Below are 16,528 nucleotides of genomic sequence, written 5' to 3' on the forward strand. Positions count from 1 at the left end.
GGACTCTTTTTTAGTGTTGTTCTACTGGCTCGTTTGGAATTGCAGCTGAAATTGCTAGTACTAACACAGCAAGAACAACTGAGAAAATAGACGCTTGGTTAAAGTCGTATGTACCGCCAGTCATAGAGCCGATTACATAGCTCATCATATGTACAAGTAAGAACGACCAAATTAATGCCCAAATGAAACGCATATTTTACACCTCTATTCGTTCAATCTGTCCTTATTGTAACACAATTGAAAAAAGAATATAGAAAAATATTTGTAGATTTTTCAACGCAAATTTGCATTCCGTTCATACATTATAAAAGAGTGGTTTTATATGTTTAGAAAATAAGGCGGGGGAAAAATGAGTATTACGGAACGTTTTTTTTACTTAGAAAAAGAACCATGTGTCATTTATTTACCGGAGAAGCCAAATGGATTTTCTGTTATGCTCCTCGGTGATTATAACTACTTTATTGAGAATGGTACAAGTTTATGGACACAGCATGCGGGTAGATCTTATTTTTTACATGGCCTTATTGAGCAAGGCTACACAGTCTTTTCTTCTAATTTATACGGAAGACATTGGGGAAACGACCAATCTGTTCGTCTAGCGAAACGTTTATATGACGTTGTGTTGAGAAAAGAGACATTGAATGCGAAAATGCACATTATGGCAGATGGTATGGGAGCACTTGTAGCACTCGAAATGATGAACAAATACCCTGAGTGTATACGCTCTGTCATTATGTTAAATCCGTGTTTAGATTTACCAGAATATGTGGAATTTGAGAAAGAGCATAAGTTTTTTTACAAGAGACTCGTGAAGGAATTAAGTTTGGCGTATGATGCCAAAGAAGAAGAATTAGAATCAAAAATAAATAAGAAATCATTTACGCTTCTTCCATCTTGTGTCCCGGTCAAAGTTTTCGTATCAACGCAAGAAAAGAGAGGAAGAAAACAGCAATTGCGTAAATATGAGAAAATGAGGCAACTAAATCAATGTGATACTTCTGTCTTGTTCCATCTGCAAGATGTAAAATATAAAATGGTTAGGCAAACGACCGATTTCTTTAAAAAATATGAAGAAGAATTATGAAGCTCCCATATACATAAATGAGGAGCTATTTGTTTCAGAGGGAAAGGGTTGGTGGTATGGAACGCGTGCTGATAATAGGTGCACTTACGTTTGTAGGTTATCACCTTGTAAATAAAATGATTGAAGAAGAAGTGGAAGTGTATGGTCTTGATTTTGATGAATTCGATAGTATGACTAAAATTAATGAAGAGAAGTTATTATTAATTGGGCGAAATGCATTATTTACGTATTATTCGATAAGAGATGAAGATGGATGGAGATCGGTTGAGGAAGAGAGATTCGATACTGTTTACTTTTGCTTATATGAGCCAAATCAGCAAAGTGGATTTCGGAATGAAAGGGTCATATTACAATATTTAAAGCGAATTATAAGAATGTGTGAAGAACAAAAAGTGAAGTTAAATTTAATTTCTTCTATTGAGGTAGGCAGTACAGATGAATCCGAAAATAAGCGCCTATTTTTGAAAGTAGAAGAAGGATTGAAAAAAGGGAATTTACAATATAGTGTATTTCGAGTTCCAACATTATATGGACCGTGGCAACCGTCCTTTATGATGTTTCATCAGCTTATTTTATCAGAATTAGGTGAAAAAGAGTGTCGTTATACGATTGAGGAAAATGGGGATGATTTACTTTACATTGAAGATGTATGTGAATACTTATGGGAAAATGGAACGAGCGGGGCGCATCTTGGTATATACAATTTACTTAGTGGTAAACAGTCATTATGGGAAAAAGGTATGAATCTTTTACACGCGGATGATAAAGTAAATAAAAATAATAACGAAGTAAGAGATGAGGCTATCGAGGTAATTTCAATAAAAAGAAATACTCCGTTAGAATATGGTTTAAATAAGCAACTGGCACACATGAAAAAATATAAAGAGTTATACGAAGAGTAGTACGCGTGTTACACTATTGTATGTGAAAGTTTTAATGGAGAGGAAGAGCATAATATGAACGAAAAAAGCATGCAGTTTTTACAAATCGCAATGAAGCATTTACCGGAAGCAAAGGCAATTTTAGATGATAATGGAATTGCACTTGATATGGAGAAGGCACAGCCGGTGTTAGAGTTGTTAATGAAAGTTATGAACGAAGCTTATGAGCTTGGGAAAGCAGATAAAGAATAAAAAGAATAAAAAGAATAAAAAGCATCTTCTTAAGATGGAAGAGAGGCCCGAACCGTGGATAGAAGCGGTCAGGGCCTTTTTTATTCTCGCCTGGGGGGGAAAACCAGAGATATGAAGAGGATAAAGGAAAAGTAGTGAGGAGAACTCTCTAGTTTAGAAGGAAAGCAGATAAAGAATAAAAAGCATCTTTTTAAGATGGAAGAGAGGCCCGAACCGTGGATAGAAGCGGTTTGAGTCTTTTTATATTTTAGAGGTATGTTTCTGTTTCTGTTTCTTTTAATGAAAAATAACGTGAATAATGCGTTAGCTTTCTGTTTTATGCGAAATATATTCTAGACAAAAATACATTTATGTTTTAAAATTAGTACCAAGTCATAATATTTGATATAAAACGGAGGGCTGCGATGTGAACGTGGGCATTTTAGGGATCGGAAGATATGTGCCAGAAAAAGTAGTCACAAATCACGATTTAGAGAAAATAATGGAAACATCCGATGAATGGATTCGTACGAGAACGGGAATTGCAGAAAGACGCATTGCCGATGATACAATAGATACTTCATATATGGCCGTAGAGGCTTCTAAAAAAGCACTTGAAGATGCAGGAATTAGCGGAGAGGATATCGATCTTATTTTAGTAGCGACAGTAACACCAGATCGTGCTTTTCCAGCAGTTGCTTGTGTAATTCAAGAAGCAATAGGAGCGAAACATGCAGCTGCAATGGATTTAAGTGCAGCATGTGCCGGTTTTATGTACGGAATGATTACAGCGCAGCAATTTATTCAAACAGGAACGTATAAAAATGTATTAGTAGTTGGTAGTGATAAACTATCTAAAATTGTAGACTGGAACGATCGAAATACAGCAGTACTATTTGGAGACGGAGCCGGTGCTGTCGTAATGGGAGCTGTTTCAGAAGGTAAAGGCGTTCTATCTTTTGAATTAGGAGCAGACGGAAGTGGCGGCAAGCACCTTTATCAAGACGAGTATGTTATGATGAATGGCAGAGAAGTGTTTAAATTTGCCGTTCGTCAACTTGGTGATTCTTGTCTTCGCGTTTTAGATAAAGCTGGTCTTACGAAGGAAGATGTGGATTTCTTAGTACCGCATCAAGCAAACATTCGTATTATGGAATCTGCAAGAGAGAGGTTAAATTTACCACAAGAAAAAATGAGTATGACGATTGAGAAGTTCGGTAATACATCAGCTTCTTCCATTCCGATTGCAATGGTAGAGGAATTGCAAAACGGACGTATTCAAGACGGTGATTTAATTATACTTGTTGGTTTTGGCGGCGGATTAACATGGGGAGCAGTTGCTCTTCGTTGGGGTAAATAAGGACTGAGAGAAAAAAGGAGTGTATTTTGTATGGAAAAAAAGAGGGTCGTAATTACAGGACTAGGAGCTGTTACACCGGTCGGTACAGATGTTGAAACAGCGTGGGAAAACATTAAAAAGGGTGTATCTGGAATCGGGCGACTTACAAGAATTGATCCAGAACTATTTCCAGCAAAAGTAGCAGCGGAAATTAACGACTTTGAAGTCGAGAAATATATTGATAAAAAAGAAGCGCGCCGTATGGATCGCTTTACACAATATGCAGTAGCAGCAGCGAAAATGGCAGTTGCAGATGCAAAGCTTGAAATTACAGAAGAAAACGGACCTCGAATTGGTGTATGGATTGGATCTGGTATTGGCGGTATGGAAACATACGAAGAACAATTTAAGATTTTTACTGAGAAAGGCCCACGCCGCGTGAGCCCATTCTTCGTGCCGATGATGATTCCAGATATGGCAGCAGGTCAAGTATCAATCGCAACAGGAGCAAAAGGAATTAACACTTGTTCTGTAACGGCTTGTGCATCTGGTGCAAACTCAATTGGTGATGCATTTAAAGCAATTCAGCGTGGTGATGCTGATGCAATGATTACAGGCGGAGCAGAAGCGCCGCTAACAAGTATGGCATTCGCAGGATTTAGCTCAGCAAAAGCATTAACATTTAATGAAGACCCAGCAACGGCTTGCCGTCCATTTGATAAAAACCGTAGCGGTTTCGTAATGGGTGAAGGTTCAGGTATTCTAATTCTTGAAGAATTAGAGCATGCATTAGCACGCGGTGCTCACATTTACGCGGAAATTGCTGGTTATGGTGCAACTGGAGATGCATTCCATATTACAATGCCTGCTCCTGGTGGGGAAGGCGGAGTGCGTGCAATGCGTCAAGCTTTAGCTGATGCAGGCCTACAGCCAGAAGATATTGATTACATTAATGCGCACGGTACAAGTACGGATGCGAATGAAAAATATGAAACGATGGCAATTAAAGAAACTTTCGGCGAGCACGCGTATAAAGTAGCAATTAGCTCAACGAAATCAATGACAGGTCACTTATTAGGAGCAGCTGGTGCTGTTGAAGCGATTTTCTCTATTAAATCAATTACAGACGGAGTAATTCCTCCAACAATTAACTATGAGACACCAGATCCAGAATGTGACTTAGATTACGTACCAAATCAAGCGAGACACCAAGAAGTAAATGCAGTATTAAGTAACTCATTAGGATTCGGTGGTCATAACGCAGTGTTAGTATTTAAATCGTATAAATAATCGATGAAATAAGGAGTTTTTTCGCAATAGAAATAATCGATGAAATAAGGAGTTTTTTCGCAATAGATTGCGAAAAAACTCCTTATTTATTTTTACGCCTTTTTCTCCTGTAGCATATACATAAGAAAAAGGAGGGATAAAGATGGGGATTGTTGAAACAGCTGAATGGCTACATTTATATTATGGACGGCCAGAAAAACTTTGTGAGAAATTTACGAAGTATATTCCGTTGCCAAAAGAAAGGTTGTATCGCTTTTTAATTTCAAAAGGGATGTATCGCCCGATCATGCGCGGAGAAAAGGAAATTAAAGAATTAGAGGAAAAGGAAATTTGGAAAGAATTGAGCCTGGAGTATGATAAACTGAAAAATTGGTTAAAAGGTCCAGATGTCCCTGTCTTTATTTTATTATCAGATTCCTATAATCGAACTGTACAAGAAGAGTATAACGGTAGGGCTGGATTATCTATGCGTCATGTTATTTTCTTATTCGTATGTGGGCGGAATTCGGTAGAAGAATTAAAAGTGTTATTGGCGCATGAATATCATCACATATGCAGGTTACATCAAATTGAGACGAAAGAAACAGAATATACATTACTTGATACGATGATTATGGAAGGGCTAGCGGAACAAGCAGTAACAGAAAGGTATACAGAAAAAAACAATGCACCGTGGACGGCGTATCTTTCAAAAGAAGAGGCTGTTTATTATTGGAAAAATGTTGTACATGAAAGAATAAGTATAAAACGAGGAACAAGGGAACATGACATCTTATTAAATGGCTTTCACTCTTATCCGAAGATGCTTGGCTATGCGCTTGGATTTCATATTGTCAAAGATTGTGTAACTTTGGAAGGAGAAGATACACTTTCTTTATTATCTATAGATGCAAAAGAAATATTGAATAAAGCAAGGACATTTCATATATAAAAAACAGGAGTTCTATTTCCTGTTTTTTTAGTATTAATAGAAGAAAAAATAATAATTAGAATATATTTCCTCAAGTGGAATAAAGTTAAGCAAAAATGAACATAATGATTGGTACAAACAGTAGTGAAGTGAGGGGTAGTGAATGTTATATCTACATGATGTATGGGTAAATTGGTTTGAAGGTGAAGAGAATGGGTATAACGTTTGTCATTTTTACGAATGGCGGAAAGATGATACGATTGAGCTATTAGATCAAGTGCCATTATTAAAAGTAGATGCCACATTATATCATTACATCGAGAACGAATTGTTAGAGCTTCCGCAAAAAATGCTGGAAGACGTACATCATAAGGCTTATATTCGTAAAAATCATGAACGTTTGCAGCAAGAGTATTGCTTTGTTGTTACAGATGGAAAAGGAATTATTGCGATTGACACAATTGGTTACAATGTACCAATTCGCAAAAGTAGACTTATACCACGCCAAGAGCAGATGGTATATGAGATGGTAGAAAACGTACAAGCAGAAAAGTATGAGTTCCAAGTAGAAGAAACAGAAAAAGAACATCATATTTTATCACCATCGCCTTTCATTATGAATGGCTTGACTCGTAAAGAAAGACAGCTAAAACAATTATTATTTATGGCGTTAGATCAATTACATACAACGAAAAACACAGCAGAAATTCGCTATTGGTTCACAGAGTGGGATCCATCAGCATATGGAATGGTTCAACATATGGAATTTGAAGATATTTGGGCTAAGCTGTATGATGAAGCGAAAACAGGCTGGTCTGATAAGCACGAACAATTATGCGAGCGTCTCGTAAAAGGACAGCCATTTTTTGAAAAGTTATGGGAAATGGAAAATGAGCAAAAGGTAAATTAAAAAACCGCCAATTGGCGGTTTTTTAATTTTGTAGTAATCTAGCTCTGGCAGCAAGAATGTTCGGTGGCTTCGCGCCTTCCTGCGAGGCAAAAAGCGCCTCTACGTCAGGAGCTCCATCCCCCTCACATTCTAAACGAGCCGCCTCCGCTTTTTGTAGAAATCCAGCTCCGGCAGCAAGCTCTTCGTGTCTAAGAACCTTTCGCATAAGAAGACAAAAAGCGTCTTCTATGCGAAAGAACCTTAGCCAGTCAGAGCTGAACGAGCTGCCTCCGCTTTATATGTTACCTACGTTTTCTGCTTAGTCCCATTGCGTTTTCTACTTTGCGTAGTTGTTTGAATGCGACGCGGTTTGCTTTTTCTGCACCTTTGTCTAGGATTTCGTCTAGTTCTGGTGAGTTGATTAGTTCGTTATATTTGTCTTGAATTGGACGAATAGCTTCTACGACTACTTGCGCTAGGTCGCCTTTGAAGTCGCCGTATCCTTTTCCTTCGTACATTGCTTCGATTTCTTCAACTGTTTTTCCAGAGAATGAAGAGTAGATTGTTAATAAATTAGAGATACCAGGTTTGTTTTCCTTATCAAATTTCACAATACCTTCAGAGTCAGTTACAGCACTCTTAATTTTCTTTTCAATTGTTTTTGGCTCATCAAGCATACTAATCATTGATTTTGGATTCGGATCAGATTTACTCATTTTTTTCGTAGGCTCTGTTAATGACATAACGCGAGCTCCTACTTTTGGAATGCGAATTTCAGGCATTGTGAAGATTTCGCGGTAACGTTTGTTGAAACGCTCTGCTAAGTCACGTGTTAATTCGATATGTTGCTTTTGGTCATCACCAACCGGCACGATTTTAGTGTTGTAAAGTAAAATATCAGCAGCCATTAATGGTGGATACGTAAGTAATCCAGCTGGAACTGAATCTCTACCAGAAGCTTTATCTTTATATTGCGTCATACGTTCTAATTCTCCAACGTAAGCAACAGATTGCATGATCCATCCTAGTTGAGCGTGTGCTGGTACTTCTGATTGTACAAATAAAGTAGCTTTTTCAGGATCGATGCCGCATGCTACATAAAGTGCAGCAAGACTGCGGATGTTTTTACGAAGCCCGACGGGATCTTGAGGTACTGTAATCGCATGTTGGTTTACAATACAGAAATAACAGTCGTGTTCATTTTGAAGCTCTGTAAACTGCTTCATTGCTCCTAAATAGTTTCCAAGTGTAATCGTTCCACTTGGTTGAATACCAGAAAAGATAACTGACATAAGTAATTCCTCCTAAAATAGAATGCGTGATGTGGGGAAGAGAAGGCAAACAAAAAAGCCCATTCATCCCAAAAAACTATAGGGACGAATGGACCGTGGTACCACCCTAATTATTTCACTACTGTGAAATCTCTCTAATCCATAATAACGTTTGGATATAACGCCAAAGCCTACTACTTTCGGTTCGGTTTGGTGCTCAAAAGCCCATTCCATACTGTACAATTACTTGTTCACACCAACCACAAGCTCTCTGAAATTGCCTCAATATGTACTCTTCTTTATCATCGCATACATATAAATTTATTTATTGTTACTTGAGCTCTTTTAATATGAAAGAACTAAAGTTTTATAACAAAATGTTTTGCTGATTATTATATCATATGGGATAGTGTTTGCAAACTACATCAAAATAGTAAAGCTAATGAGGGTCGAGAACAACCCAAGGAAGATACCTGTAATACAAATTGGATATGTCCATTTGAATGAATATGTTTTATAAATACGTTCTTTCTTATCTGTAGGTTCCTCGACTTCTTCAATTAAAGAGTCAATCTTTTTGTTCGTACCAAATACTCTTTGGAATGCGTAAATGGTTACATTGAAAAAACCATTTTGAAATATGTATAAAAAACCGCCGATAAGAATAAAAAACAGTGCAATATAAAACAAAATGTTGACAAAGTTCAACAAAAATTGAGATGAAATGAGGAATGCACCAATACTAGAAGCAATCATCGCTATAAAAATTAGTATACAAGTATGAAAAAAAACTTTATTCAAAATATTCCCCTCCGTCAAAATATTACTAGAATTATTATACTATAAAAGCTATAATAAGTACTAGGATTAATTTTTTGAAAATTATACGCAATTAAAGGTCTGATTTTAAGATGATGGTAGCAATGTTAATGTATCCCTTTACGAAAAATTAAAAATATAAATATTTTATTAAAAATTTTAACAAAAAAACAAAAAACTATATTCACAATTGTTATATTATATGTATAATGAAAATTGTAGAAACTTGGAGATTATTCTTTCAATTCTACTTTTTAACAAGTGAGGGTACAGGAAGTGCAATTAGGGGAGGCAACACAACATGAAGAAAAAGATACCGTTATTACTTGCATCAACTTTAACTGCAAGTATGTTGCTTAGCGCGTGTAGCTACCAAAAAGATGACGCAAAAGCAAAAGGGAAAGAGAACGCTACGAGTAGTAGTAACGGAAAACAGATTCTTAATTTAACAGAGTTATCTGAAATTCCGTCAATGGATGCATCATTAGCATCTGATTCTTCATCTTCTACAGCATTAAATAATACGATGGAAGGTTTATATCGTATTGGCAAAGATCAAAAGAGAATGCCTGGAGTTGCAGAAGATGTCGAAAAGCTAGATGATGGGAAGAAATACATATTTAAATTAAGAAAAGATGCGAAATGGTCGAATGGGGAACCTGTAACAGCTAAAGATTTTGTGTATTCATGGAAAAGAGCAGTAAATCCAGATACAAAAGCAACGTATTCGTACATTATGTTCGATATTAAAAATGCAGAGAAAATTCATAAAAAAGAATTACCTGCTGACCAATTAGGTGTAAAAGCGATTGATGATTATACATTAGAAGTAGAATTAGACAATCCCGTTCCTTACTTTATCGATTTAACAGTTTATCCAGTATTTTACCCACTAAATGAAAACTTTGTAAAAGCACAAGGTGATAAATTTGGTTTAGAGGCAAATACAACATTATATAACGGTCCATTCGTTATGAGTGATTGGAAACATGAACAAAGTTTCCAATTCAAGAAGAATCCTTCATATTGGGATAATAAAACGGTTAAAATCGAAGAAATCAACTTTAATATTGTAAAAAATACAGCAACTGATGTAAATTTATATGAGACAAACGCGATTGACCGAGCGGCTTTAACGTCTGAATTTGTTGATAAGTTTAGAAAAAGTCCAGAGTTCCAAACAAGAAAAGAAGCAGGGGTTGCTTACTTAAGATTTAATCAAAGTAATCAGTACTTAAGTAATAAAAACTTAAGAAAAGCAATTTCAATGTCCTTTGACCGTGATAACATTGCAAAAGTTATTTTAAATAACGGTGCAATTGGAGCTTACGGATTTGTTGGAAAAGATTTCGCTGAAGGTCCGAATAAAAAAGATTTCCGAGCTGAAAATGGAAAGCTAGTTGAAACAAATCCAAAAGAAGCGAAAAAGCTTTGGGAAACAGCGAAGAAAGAGCTTGGAACTGATAAAATCGAACTAGAATTCTTAAACTTTGATAATGAAGATGCTAAAAAGGTTGGGGAATTCTTAAAAGGTGAGATGGAAAAGAACTTACCAGGTTTATCAATTAAAATTAAACAGCAACCATTCGCACAAAAAAATAAATTAGAAGATTCTCAGCAATATGATATTGCGTTTGGTATTTGGGGACCAGATTTCCCAGATCCAATCTCATATTTAGATATGTTTGTTACGAATGGTTCTCAAAATAAAACAGGGTATTCTAATCAGAAATATGATGAGTTAATCCTAAAAGCTAAAACAGATACAAAAGATTTACAAGCTCGCTGGGACAACCTTCTAGAAGTAGAGAAGATGTTAATTAAAGAGGATGCAGTTATCACTCCAATCTTCCAAAAAGGTTCAGCGTATGTAGTAAAAGGTGCCGTAAAAGATATTATCCCAATTAACTATGGTGGTAAATTAACTTACAAATGGGCATCTGTTGAACAAAAATAATCTTTTTTTCCATCGTTTACAAGGGTATATGCCTATGATGGGCATATGCTCTTATTTTAAAAAAATAAAAGTAAGAATATTTTAAACTATCTTATTGCTTTTGAGAAAAACGGGGAGGTGCTTGATATGGGACGTTATGTATTAAAACGTTTCGTGTACATGGCTTTGACATTATTTTTAATTACTACAATGACTTTCTTTTTGATGAAATTACTTCCGGGTTCTCCGCTTAAAAACCAGGAGAAGCTATCACCGGCACAAAAAGAAATCATTCTTGAAAAATACGGATTGAATGATCCGGTACCAGTTCAATACGCACGTTACTTAGGTAACCTAGCAAAAGGTGATTTAGGGGTATCATTCCAATATGATAACCGCCCAGTAACAGACATGATTGTGGATCGTATTGGACCATCAGCCCAATTAGGTTTACAAGCGATTATATTAGGAACATTTATCGGTTTAATTTTAGGTATTGTTGCCGCACTTCGTAATAATACGTGGGTAGATTATAGTGCAACAGTTATTTCGGTACTCGGAATGTCGGTACCATCATTCGTATTCGCCGCATTACTGCAATATTTCGTAGGGGTAAAACTTGGCTGGTTCCCAGTAGCATTCTGGAAAGGACCAGAGTTTACTGTAATGCCTACAATTGCATTATCGATGGGAGTTATTGCAACAATCGCACGTTTCTCTCGTGCAGAATTAATTGAAGTTATGCAAGCCGATTACATTTTAACAGCGAAAGCGAAAGGAATTAGCCAAGGCGTTATCATTGTCAAACATGCACTTCGTAACGCGTTAATTCCAGTTGTAACAATTTTAGGACCAATGGTTGCGGCATTAATTACAGGAACACTTGTTATCGAGCAAATTTATGCTGTACCAGGACTTGGGGAACAATTCGTTAAATCGATTACTTTAAATGACTATACAGTTATTATGGGAACTACGATTTTCTATAGTGCAATCTTCATTTTAGTTATTTTCATTGTCGATATTTTATACGGAATTATTGATCCTCGTATTCGTTTAGCGGGAGGGAAAAAATGATGAAAGATGTACAAAAATTATCTCCAGATTTATTTCAACAAGCCAATCAAAATAATGTTGATAATGAAGTCATTGCCCGTCCAAGCCTAACGTTTTGGCAAGATGTAAGAAGACGTTTATTCCAACATAAAGGTGCGATGCTTGGCCTTGTATTATTAGTTATCATTGCACTATTAGCGATTTTTGGACCGATGGTAAGTAAACACTCGTATAAAGAGCAAGATTTAGGTCGAGCGAAATTACCACCAAAAATTCCAGTTATTGAAAATGTTCATTGGTTACCATTTGACGGTACAGATCAATATGGTGTTGACCAATATGAAAAACGTGATATTAAAGAGTACTTCTGGTTTGGTACAGATGATCTTGGCCGTGACTTATGGACAAGAACATGGGAAGGTACACGCGTATCATTATATATCGCTCTTTTAGCAGCAGCAATTGACTTAGTAATTGGGGTTGCATACGGAGGTATTTCAGCATTCTACGGCGGTAGAGTAGATAACATTATGCAACGTATTATGGAGATTATTAACGGTATTCCATACTTAATCATCGTTATTTTAATGGTAATCATTATGGGATCTGGTATTTGGTCAATTACACTCGCGATGGCGATTACAGGTTGGATAGGGATGTCGCGTATTGTTCGTGGACAAATCTTAAAGTTAAAAAACCAAGAATATGTATTAGCATCTCGTACATTAGGTGCAACAAATACACAATTAATTGTGAAACATTTAATTCCAAACGTAATGGGACCTATTATCGTAATGACAATGTTTACAATTCCATCAGCGGTGTTTGGTGAAGCGTTCTTAAGTTTCATCGGTTTAGGAATTCAGCCGCCATTTGCGTCACTAGGTTCTCTTGTAAATGATGGTTATAAATCTATTCAAACGTATCCGCATATGATGTTCATCCCTGCGGTTGTCATCAGTATATTAATTTTAGCGTTTAACTTAATGGCAGACGGATTACGCGACGCGTTAGATCCAAAAATGCGTAAGTAAAAGAGGGGAGAGGCAAAGATGAAAACATTGTTAGAGGTAAAAGATTTACAAGTCTCCTTTGATACACATGCAGGTGAAGTACAAGCTGTACGCGGCGTTACTTTTGATTTGAAAAAAGGAGAAACATTGGCGATTGTAGGAGAATCTGGTTCAGGGAAATCAGTTACTTCTAAAGCGTTAATGGGATTAATTCCGAATCCTCCTGGACGCATTAAAAATGGTGAAATCGTATTTGAAGGTCGTGACTTAACGAAATTAACAGAAAAAGAAATGCAGCAAGTACGCGGTAAAGATATCGCGATGATTTTCCAAGATCCAATGACATCATTAAACCCAACGATGACAATTGGAAATCAAATTATGGAAGGTCTAATTAAACACCAAGGGATGAGTAAAGCAGATGCACGTAAAGTTGCTTTAGAATTAATTGACCTTGTAGGTATTCCAAATCCAGAAGCTCGTTTAAAACAATATCCCCACCAATTCTCAGGTGGTATGAGACAGCGTGTAGTTATTGCGATGGCGTTAGCTTGTAACCCGAAATTATTAATTGCCGATGAGCCGACAACAGCGCTAGACGTTACGATTCAGGCGCAAATTTTAGAACTTATGAAAGACATTCAGCAAAAAACAGAAGCAGCAATCATTTTCATTACGCATGACTTAGGTGTAGTAGCAAACGTTGCGGACCGAGTGGCAGTTATGTACGCTGGTAAAGTTGTTGAAATTGGAACTGTAGATGAAATTTTCTACAATCCGAAACATCCATATACTTGGGGTTTAATCGCATCTATGCCAAGTTTAGATGGTTCAGAAGAAGAGTTATATGCAATCCCTGGAACGCCTCCAGATTTATTGAAGCCGCCAAAGGGAGATGCTTTTGCACCACGTAACCCGCAGGCACTGAAAATTGATTTTGAAATGGACCCACCTTTATTTAAAGTAAGTGATACGCACTATGCGGCAACTTGGTTACTTCACGAGCAAGCTCCAGAAGTAAAACCGCCAGCAGTCGTTGAAAAACGCATTCTTCAAATGAAAGCAGGTGAACAACATGACTAAACAACGTGAGAAATTAATTGAAGTAAAAAATGTAAAGCAGCACTTCGACGTGAGTGGTGGTGTTGTCAAAGCGGTTAATGATATTTCATTTGATATTTACCGCGGAGAAACATTTGGTCTTGTAGGAGAATCAGGTTGTGGTAAATCGACAACTGGAAGAACGATTATTCGTTTATATGATGCAACTGCTGGTGAAGTATTGTTCGATGGTGAAAACGTACATGGTAAGAAATCACGCGCAGAACTGAAGAAATTCAACCGTAAAATGCAAATGATTTTCCAAGATCCATACGCATCATTAAATCCTCGTATGACAGTAGGGGATATTATCGCAGAAGGTATTGATATTCACGGATTAGCGAAAAGTAAAAAAGAGCGCATGGACCGTGTTCATGAACTATTAAACACAGTTGGTTTAAATAAAGAGCACGCAAACCGTTTCCCACACGAATTCTCAGGTGGACAACGTCAGCGTATCGGTATCGCTCGAGCGCTTGCTGTAGACCCAGAATTTATCATTGCCGATGAGCCGATCTCAGCACTTGACGTATCGATTCAGGCGCAAGTTGTAAACTTACTGAAAAAGTTACAAAAAGAAAAAGGTTTAACATACTTATTCATCGCCCATGATTTATCAATGGTAAAATACATTAGTGATCGTATTGGTGTAATGTACCGTGGCCAAATCGTTGAGTTAACAACAAGTGATGAATTATATGCGAATCCAATTCATCCATATACGAAATCACTATTATCAGCGATTCCACTTCCAGATCCAGATTATGAGCGCAATCGTAAACGTATCGTATATGATCCATCACAGCATAATTATGGTAGTGAAGCACCAACAATGCGTGAAATTCGCCCAGGACATTTCGTACTATGTTCGGAAGCGGAGTACAAGAAATATAAAGAGATTTATCGATAAGAAAAAGAGCCATTCTTCTGTTATGGAAGGATGGCTCTTTTTCTACTATATAAAAGAATTGTATACATTTGTCGGTCAGTCGATATATTTAAAGAATCGCCGATATAAATCTCATGTATCATTAGTGATATCCATATGCAAAATTACTGAACTTGAACAGAAACATTCTCCTCTTGTTCTTCAGGTTTAACAAGTGCATAACGCTCCCATGCTCTACTTTTCCAGCGGAAGAACATAATAATGGCACGTGTCCATTCGTCGATGGCGATTGCTAGCCAAATACCAACGAGCCCCATATCTAAATGAAAGGCGAAAAAGTAACCTAGTGGTAAACTCATTAACACCATAGAGAAGGCACCGATTAAAACAGGATATTTTGCATCACCAGCTGCACGAAGCGAATTAATGATGACGATATTCATCGTACGTCCCGTTTCAAGTAGTACACTTAGTAAAAGAACACTTGCGCCTAACCCGATAATGTACGGATTATCTGTAAACAGTCCCATTAATTGTGTACGGAATGTAATAACGAGAGCGACCATACATAAAGTTACACCAATCGCCCATTTTACACTTTTCCACAAGCGTTCGTATGCTTCATCTTTTTCGCCACCACCAACGAGGCGGCCAATAATAATGGCTGTTCCCATACCAATTGCAATAGCGAATAAATAAGTGAACATAGAAATGTTCGTAGCGTATTGTCTAGCCGCTAACGATTCCGTTCCTAAATATGTTGCATAGTATAAGAAGACAATTTGACAAGCTTGATACATAACTTGCTCAAAAGCAGATGGAATCCCGATTTTTAAAATTTTCCCGATATATTCTTTTGATAAGGTGAAATAATATTGTAATTTTACACGATATTCCATAACGCGGTATAGTAACCAGAAGAAAACAATAAGCGCTATAAGTCGGCTGACAGCAGAAGAAATGGCAGCCCCTTGTACACCGAGCTCAGGGAAACCAAATTTCCCGAAAATGAGTACATAGTTTCCAGCGATATGAATCATATTCATTCCGAGTGAAATAAACATCGCTTGCTTTGTGAAACCGTGTACACGGATAATTGCGGCTAATGAGTTAATAATAGCTTGTAGGAAGATGGCTCCTCCGACGATAGATAAGTAGTTTTGCGCATACGTTAGTACATCGCCTTGTAAGTTCATTGCGAGCATCATATGTTTCGAAAATAAAAGAAAACCAGCGCTTATAACGAGCCCAACTATTAAATTTAATGTGACGGCTAATGCTGATATTTTAGATGCTTCCATAAAGCGTTTGGAACCGAGGTATTGAGATACGACGATAGCTGCGCCGTTCCCGATGACTTCTAGTACCAAAATAGCGATATGGAGGTATTGATTCGCTGCACCAACCCCAGATACAGCATCGTCTGATAATGCACTTAACATGAAAGTATCAGCGATCCCCATTAACATAAAAAGAAAAACTTCTAGAAAAATAGGCCATGTTAATAAGAATAAACTTAATTTCTCAGTAGGCCCGTTTTTTGCCTGAATTGCTGCCATGTCCGTCCCCTCTTTACCGATATCTATTTTTAGCAAAATGTATCGTAACATACTTTCTTAACCTTTGCACTCATTTTAGCCTACATATTTTTATTATGAAGAGAGTGCTATTTTATGATAAAAACAAAAGGATAATTATACATAAAGTATTATGAGATATAAAATTCATTTTTCTCTGATAATTTAGAAAAGTATAAAAAATATTGTTTTTAACACTTTAGTAAGAATAATCAGCAATATGAAACGTTTACAAAGATTTA

Annotated in this window: 17 protein-coding genes and 1 other annotated feature; of the genes, 12 read left to right on the top strand and 5 right to left on the bottom strand. The window is 36.8% G+C overall.

Features of this window, described 5'->3' with window-relative positions:
- Positions 1-10: 10 nt before the first annotated feature.
- Positions 11-193, bottom strand: coding sequence for a YjzD family protein (locus DN404_RS10250; protein WP_001211116.1), 183 nt, complete (start codon positions 191-193; stop codon positions 11-13).
- A 156-nt stretch (positions 194-349) separates the two neighbouring features.
- On the opposite strand from DN404_RS10250, the gene DN404_RS10255 reads away from it, so the two are divergent.
- From DN404_RS10255 to DN404_RS10285, 7 genes are all read left to right on the top strand, one after another.
- Positions 350-1,084, top strand: a complete 735-nt coding sequence (locus DN404_RS10255; RefSeq protein ID WP_139849500.1) for a lipase family protein — start codon at positions 350-352, stop codon at positions 1,082-1,084.
- A gap of 29 nt (positions 1,085-1,113) precedes the next feature.
- The gene (locus tag DN404_RS10260) at positions 1,114-1,986 is read left to right on the top strand and encodes an NAD-dependent epimerase/dehydratase family protein (RefSeq protein WP_139849499.1); all 873 of its coding nucleotides are present in this window, start codon (positions 1,114-1,116) and stop codon (positions 1,984-1,986) included.
- Between the two features lie 54 nt (positions 1,987-2,040).
- Positions 2,041-2,217, top strand: a complete 177-nt coding sequence (locus tag DN404_RS10265; protein WP_001986215.1) for a ComZ family protein — start codon at positions 2,041-2,043, stop codon at positions 2,215-2,217.
- 406 nt (positions 2,218-2,623) lie between these two features.
- A complete protein-coding gene (gene fabH / locus DN404_RS10270) occupies positions 2,624-3,556 on the top strand; it encodes a beta-ketoacyl-ACP synthase III (protein WP_001100547.1) in 933 nt (310 codons plus the stop codon).
- A gap of 30 nt (positions 3,557-3,586) precedes the next feature.
- Positions 3,587-4,825, top strand: a complete 1,239-nt coding sequence (gene fabF / locus DN404_RS10275) for a beta-ketoacyl-ACP synthase II (protein WP_000412656.1) — start codon at positions 3,587-3,589, stop codon at positions 4,823-4,825.
- A gap of 142 nt (positions 4,826-4,967) precedes the next feature.
- Positions 4,968-5,756, top strand: coding sequence for a DUF2268 domain-containing putative Zn-dependent protease (locus DN404_RS10280; protein WP_049108559.1), 789 nt, complete (start codon positions 4,968-4,970; stop codon positions 5,754-5,756).
- Between the two features lie 142 nt (positions 5,757-5,898).
- The gene (locus DN404_RS10285; protein WP_000966127.1) at positions 5,899-6,645 is read left to right on the top strand and encodes a YjbA family protein; all 747 of its coding nucleotides are present in this window, start codon (positions 5,899-5,901) and stop codon (positions 6,643-6,645) included.
- Positions 6,646-6,667: 22 nt separating this feature from the next.
- Here DN404_RS10285 and DN404_RS10290 read toward each other — a convergent pair whose 3' ends face one another.
- The 3 genes from DN404_RS10290 to DN404_RS10300 all read right to left on the bottom strand — a co-directional run bounded on the left by DN404_RS10290 (position 6,668) and on the right by DN404_RS10300 (position 8,696).
- Positions 6,668-6,850 carry a hypothetical protein gene (locus DN404_RS10290; RefSeq protein ID WP_149215035.1) on the bottom strand — a complete coding sequence of 61 codons (183 nt, stop codon included), beginning with the start codon at positions 6,848-6,850 and terminating at the stop codon, positions 6,668-6,670.
- A gap of 76 nt (positions 6,851-6,926) precedes the next feature.
- On the bottom strand, positions 6,927-7,916 hold the full coding sequence (gene trpS / locus DN404_RS10295) for a tryptophan--tRNA ligase (RefSeq protein ID WP_149215036.1): 990 nt from the start codon (positions 7,914-7,916) through the stop codon (positions 6,927-6,929).
- A gap of 77 nt (positions 7,917-7,993) precedes the next feature.
- Positions 7,994-8,210, bottom strand: a binding site (T-box leader).
- A 105-nt stretch (positions 8,211-8,315) separates the two neighbouring features.
- Positions 8,316-8,696, bottom strand: coding sequence for a DUF3899 domain-containing protein (locus DN404_RS10300; protein WP_001044997.1), 381 nt, complete (start codon positions 8,694-8,696; stop codon positions 8,316-8,318).
- Between the two features lie 319 nt (positions 8,697-9,015).
- Between DN404_RS10300 and DN404_RS10310 the strand changes: the two genes are divergently transcribed.
- From DN404_RS10310 to DN404_RS10330, 5 genes are all read left to right on the top strand, one after another.
- Positions 9,016-10,671, top strand: a complete 1,656-nt coding sequence (locus tag DN404_RS10310; protein ID WP_000727217.1) for a peptide ABC transporter substrate-binding protein — start codon at positions 9,016-9,018, stop codon at positions 10,669-10,671.
- 126 nt (positions 10,672-10,797) lie between these two features.
- The gene (opp3b, locus tag DN404_RS10315; protein ID WP_000534172.1) at positions 10,798-11,727 is read left to right on the top strand and encodes an oligopeptide ABC transporter permease; all 930 of its coding nucleotides are present in this window, start codon (positions 10,798-10,800) and stop codon (positions 11,725-11,727) included.
- Positions 11,724-12,740, top strand: coding sequence for an oligopeptide ABC transporter permease (gene opp3C / locus DN404_RS10320; protein ID WP_000974106.1), 1,017 nt, complete (start codon positions 11,724-11,726; stop codon positions 12,738-12,740). The genes opp3b and opp3C overlap by 4 nt, the downstream gene beginning before the upstream one ends.
- Positions 12,741-12,758: 18 nt before the next feature.
- Positions 12,759-13,802 carry an ABC transporter ATP-binding protein gene (locus DN404_RS10325; RefSeq protein ID WP_000854346.1) on the top strand — a complete coding sequence of 348 codons (1,044 nt, stop codon included), beginning with the start codon at positions 12,759-12,761 and terminating at the stop codon, positions 13,800-13,802.
- Positions 13,795-14,730 (top strand): ABC transporter ATP-binding protein, encoded by a 936-nt coding sequence (locus DN404_RS10330; protein WP_149215037.1) that lies wholly within the window; start codon positions 13,795-13,797, stop codon positions 14,728-14,730. The genes DN404_RS10325 and DN404_RS10330 overlap by 8 nt, the downstream gene beginning before the upstream one ends.
- A gap of 143 nt (positions 14,731-14,873) precedes the next feature.
- Here the strand turns inward: DN404_RS10330 and DN404_RS10335 are convergent, their stop codons facing one another.
- Positions 14,874-16,319 carry an MATE family efflux transporter gene (locus tag DN404_RS10335; protein WP_002164600.1) on the bottom strand — a complete coding sequence of 482 codons (1,446 nt, stop codon included), beginning with the start codon at positions 16,317-16,319 and terminating at the stop codon, positions 14,874-14,876.
- Positions 16,320-16,528: the final 209 nt, after the last annotated feature.

This window comes from Bacillus sp. TE8-1 (assembly GCF_008368855.1).
GTDB lineage: Bacteria > Bacillota > Bacilli > Bacillales > Bacillaceae_G > Bacillus_A > Bacillus_A cereus.

Bases quoted from the DNA above. Each gene is read 5' to 3' on its own strand.
- DN404_RS10310 (WP_000727217.1), top strand. From the start codon at position 9,016: ATGAAGAAAAAGATACCGTTATTACTTGCATCAACTTTAACTGCAAGT.
- opp3C (WP_000974106.1), top strand. From the start codon at position 11,724: ATGATGAAAGATGTACAAAAATTATCTCCAGATTTATTTCAACAAGCC.
- DN404_RS10285 (WP_000966127.1), top strand. From the start codon at position 5,899: ATGTTATATCTACATGATGTATGGGTAAATTGGTTTGAAGGTGAAGAG.
- DN404_RS10325 (WP_000854346.1), top strand. From the start codon at position 12,759: ATGAAAACATTGTTAGAGGTAAAAGATTTACAAGTCTCCTTTGATACA.
- DN404_RS10290 (WP_149215035.1), bottom strand. From the start codon at position 6,850: ATGCGAAAGGTTCTTAGACACGAAGAGCTTGCTGCCGGAGCTGGATTT.
- DN404_RS10330 (WP_149215037.1), top strand. From the start codon at position 13,795: ATGACTAAACAACGTGAGAAATTAATTGAAGTAAAAAATGTAAAGCAG.
- DN404_RS10335 (WP_002164600.1), bottom strand. From the start codon at position 16,319: ATGTTACGATACATTTTGCTAAAAATAGATATCGGTAAAGAGGGGACG.
- fabF (WP_000412656.1), top strand. From the start codon at position 3,587: ATGGAAAAAAAGAGGGTCGTAATTACAGGACTAGGAGCTGTTACACCG.
- opp3b (WP_000534172.1), top strand. From the start codon at position 10,798: ATGGGACGTTATGTATTAAAACGTTTCGTGTACATGGCTTTGACATTA.
- trpS (WP_149215036.1), bottom strand. From the start codon at position 7,916: ATGTCAGTTATCTTTTCTGGTATTCAACCAAGTGGAACGATTACACTT.
- DN404_RS10265 (WP_001986215.1), top strand. From the start codon at position 2,041: ATGAACGAAAAAAGCATGCAGTTTTTACAAATCGCAATGAAGCATTTA.
- DN404_RS10280 (WP_049108559.1), top strand. From the start codon at position 4,968: ATGGGGATTGTTGAAACAGCTGAATGGCTACATTTATATTATGGACGG.
- DN404_RS10255 (WP_139849500.1), top strand. From the start codon at position 350: ATGAGTATTACGGAACGTTTTTTTTACTTAGAAAAAGAACCATGTGTC.
- DN404_RS10250 (WP_001211116.1), bottom strand. From the start codon at position 193: ATGCGTTTCATTTGGGCATTAATTTGGTCGTTCTTACTTGTACATATG.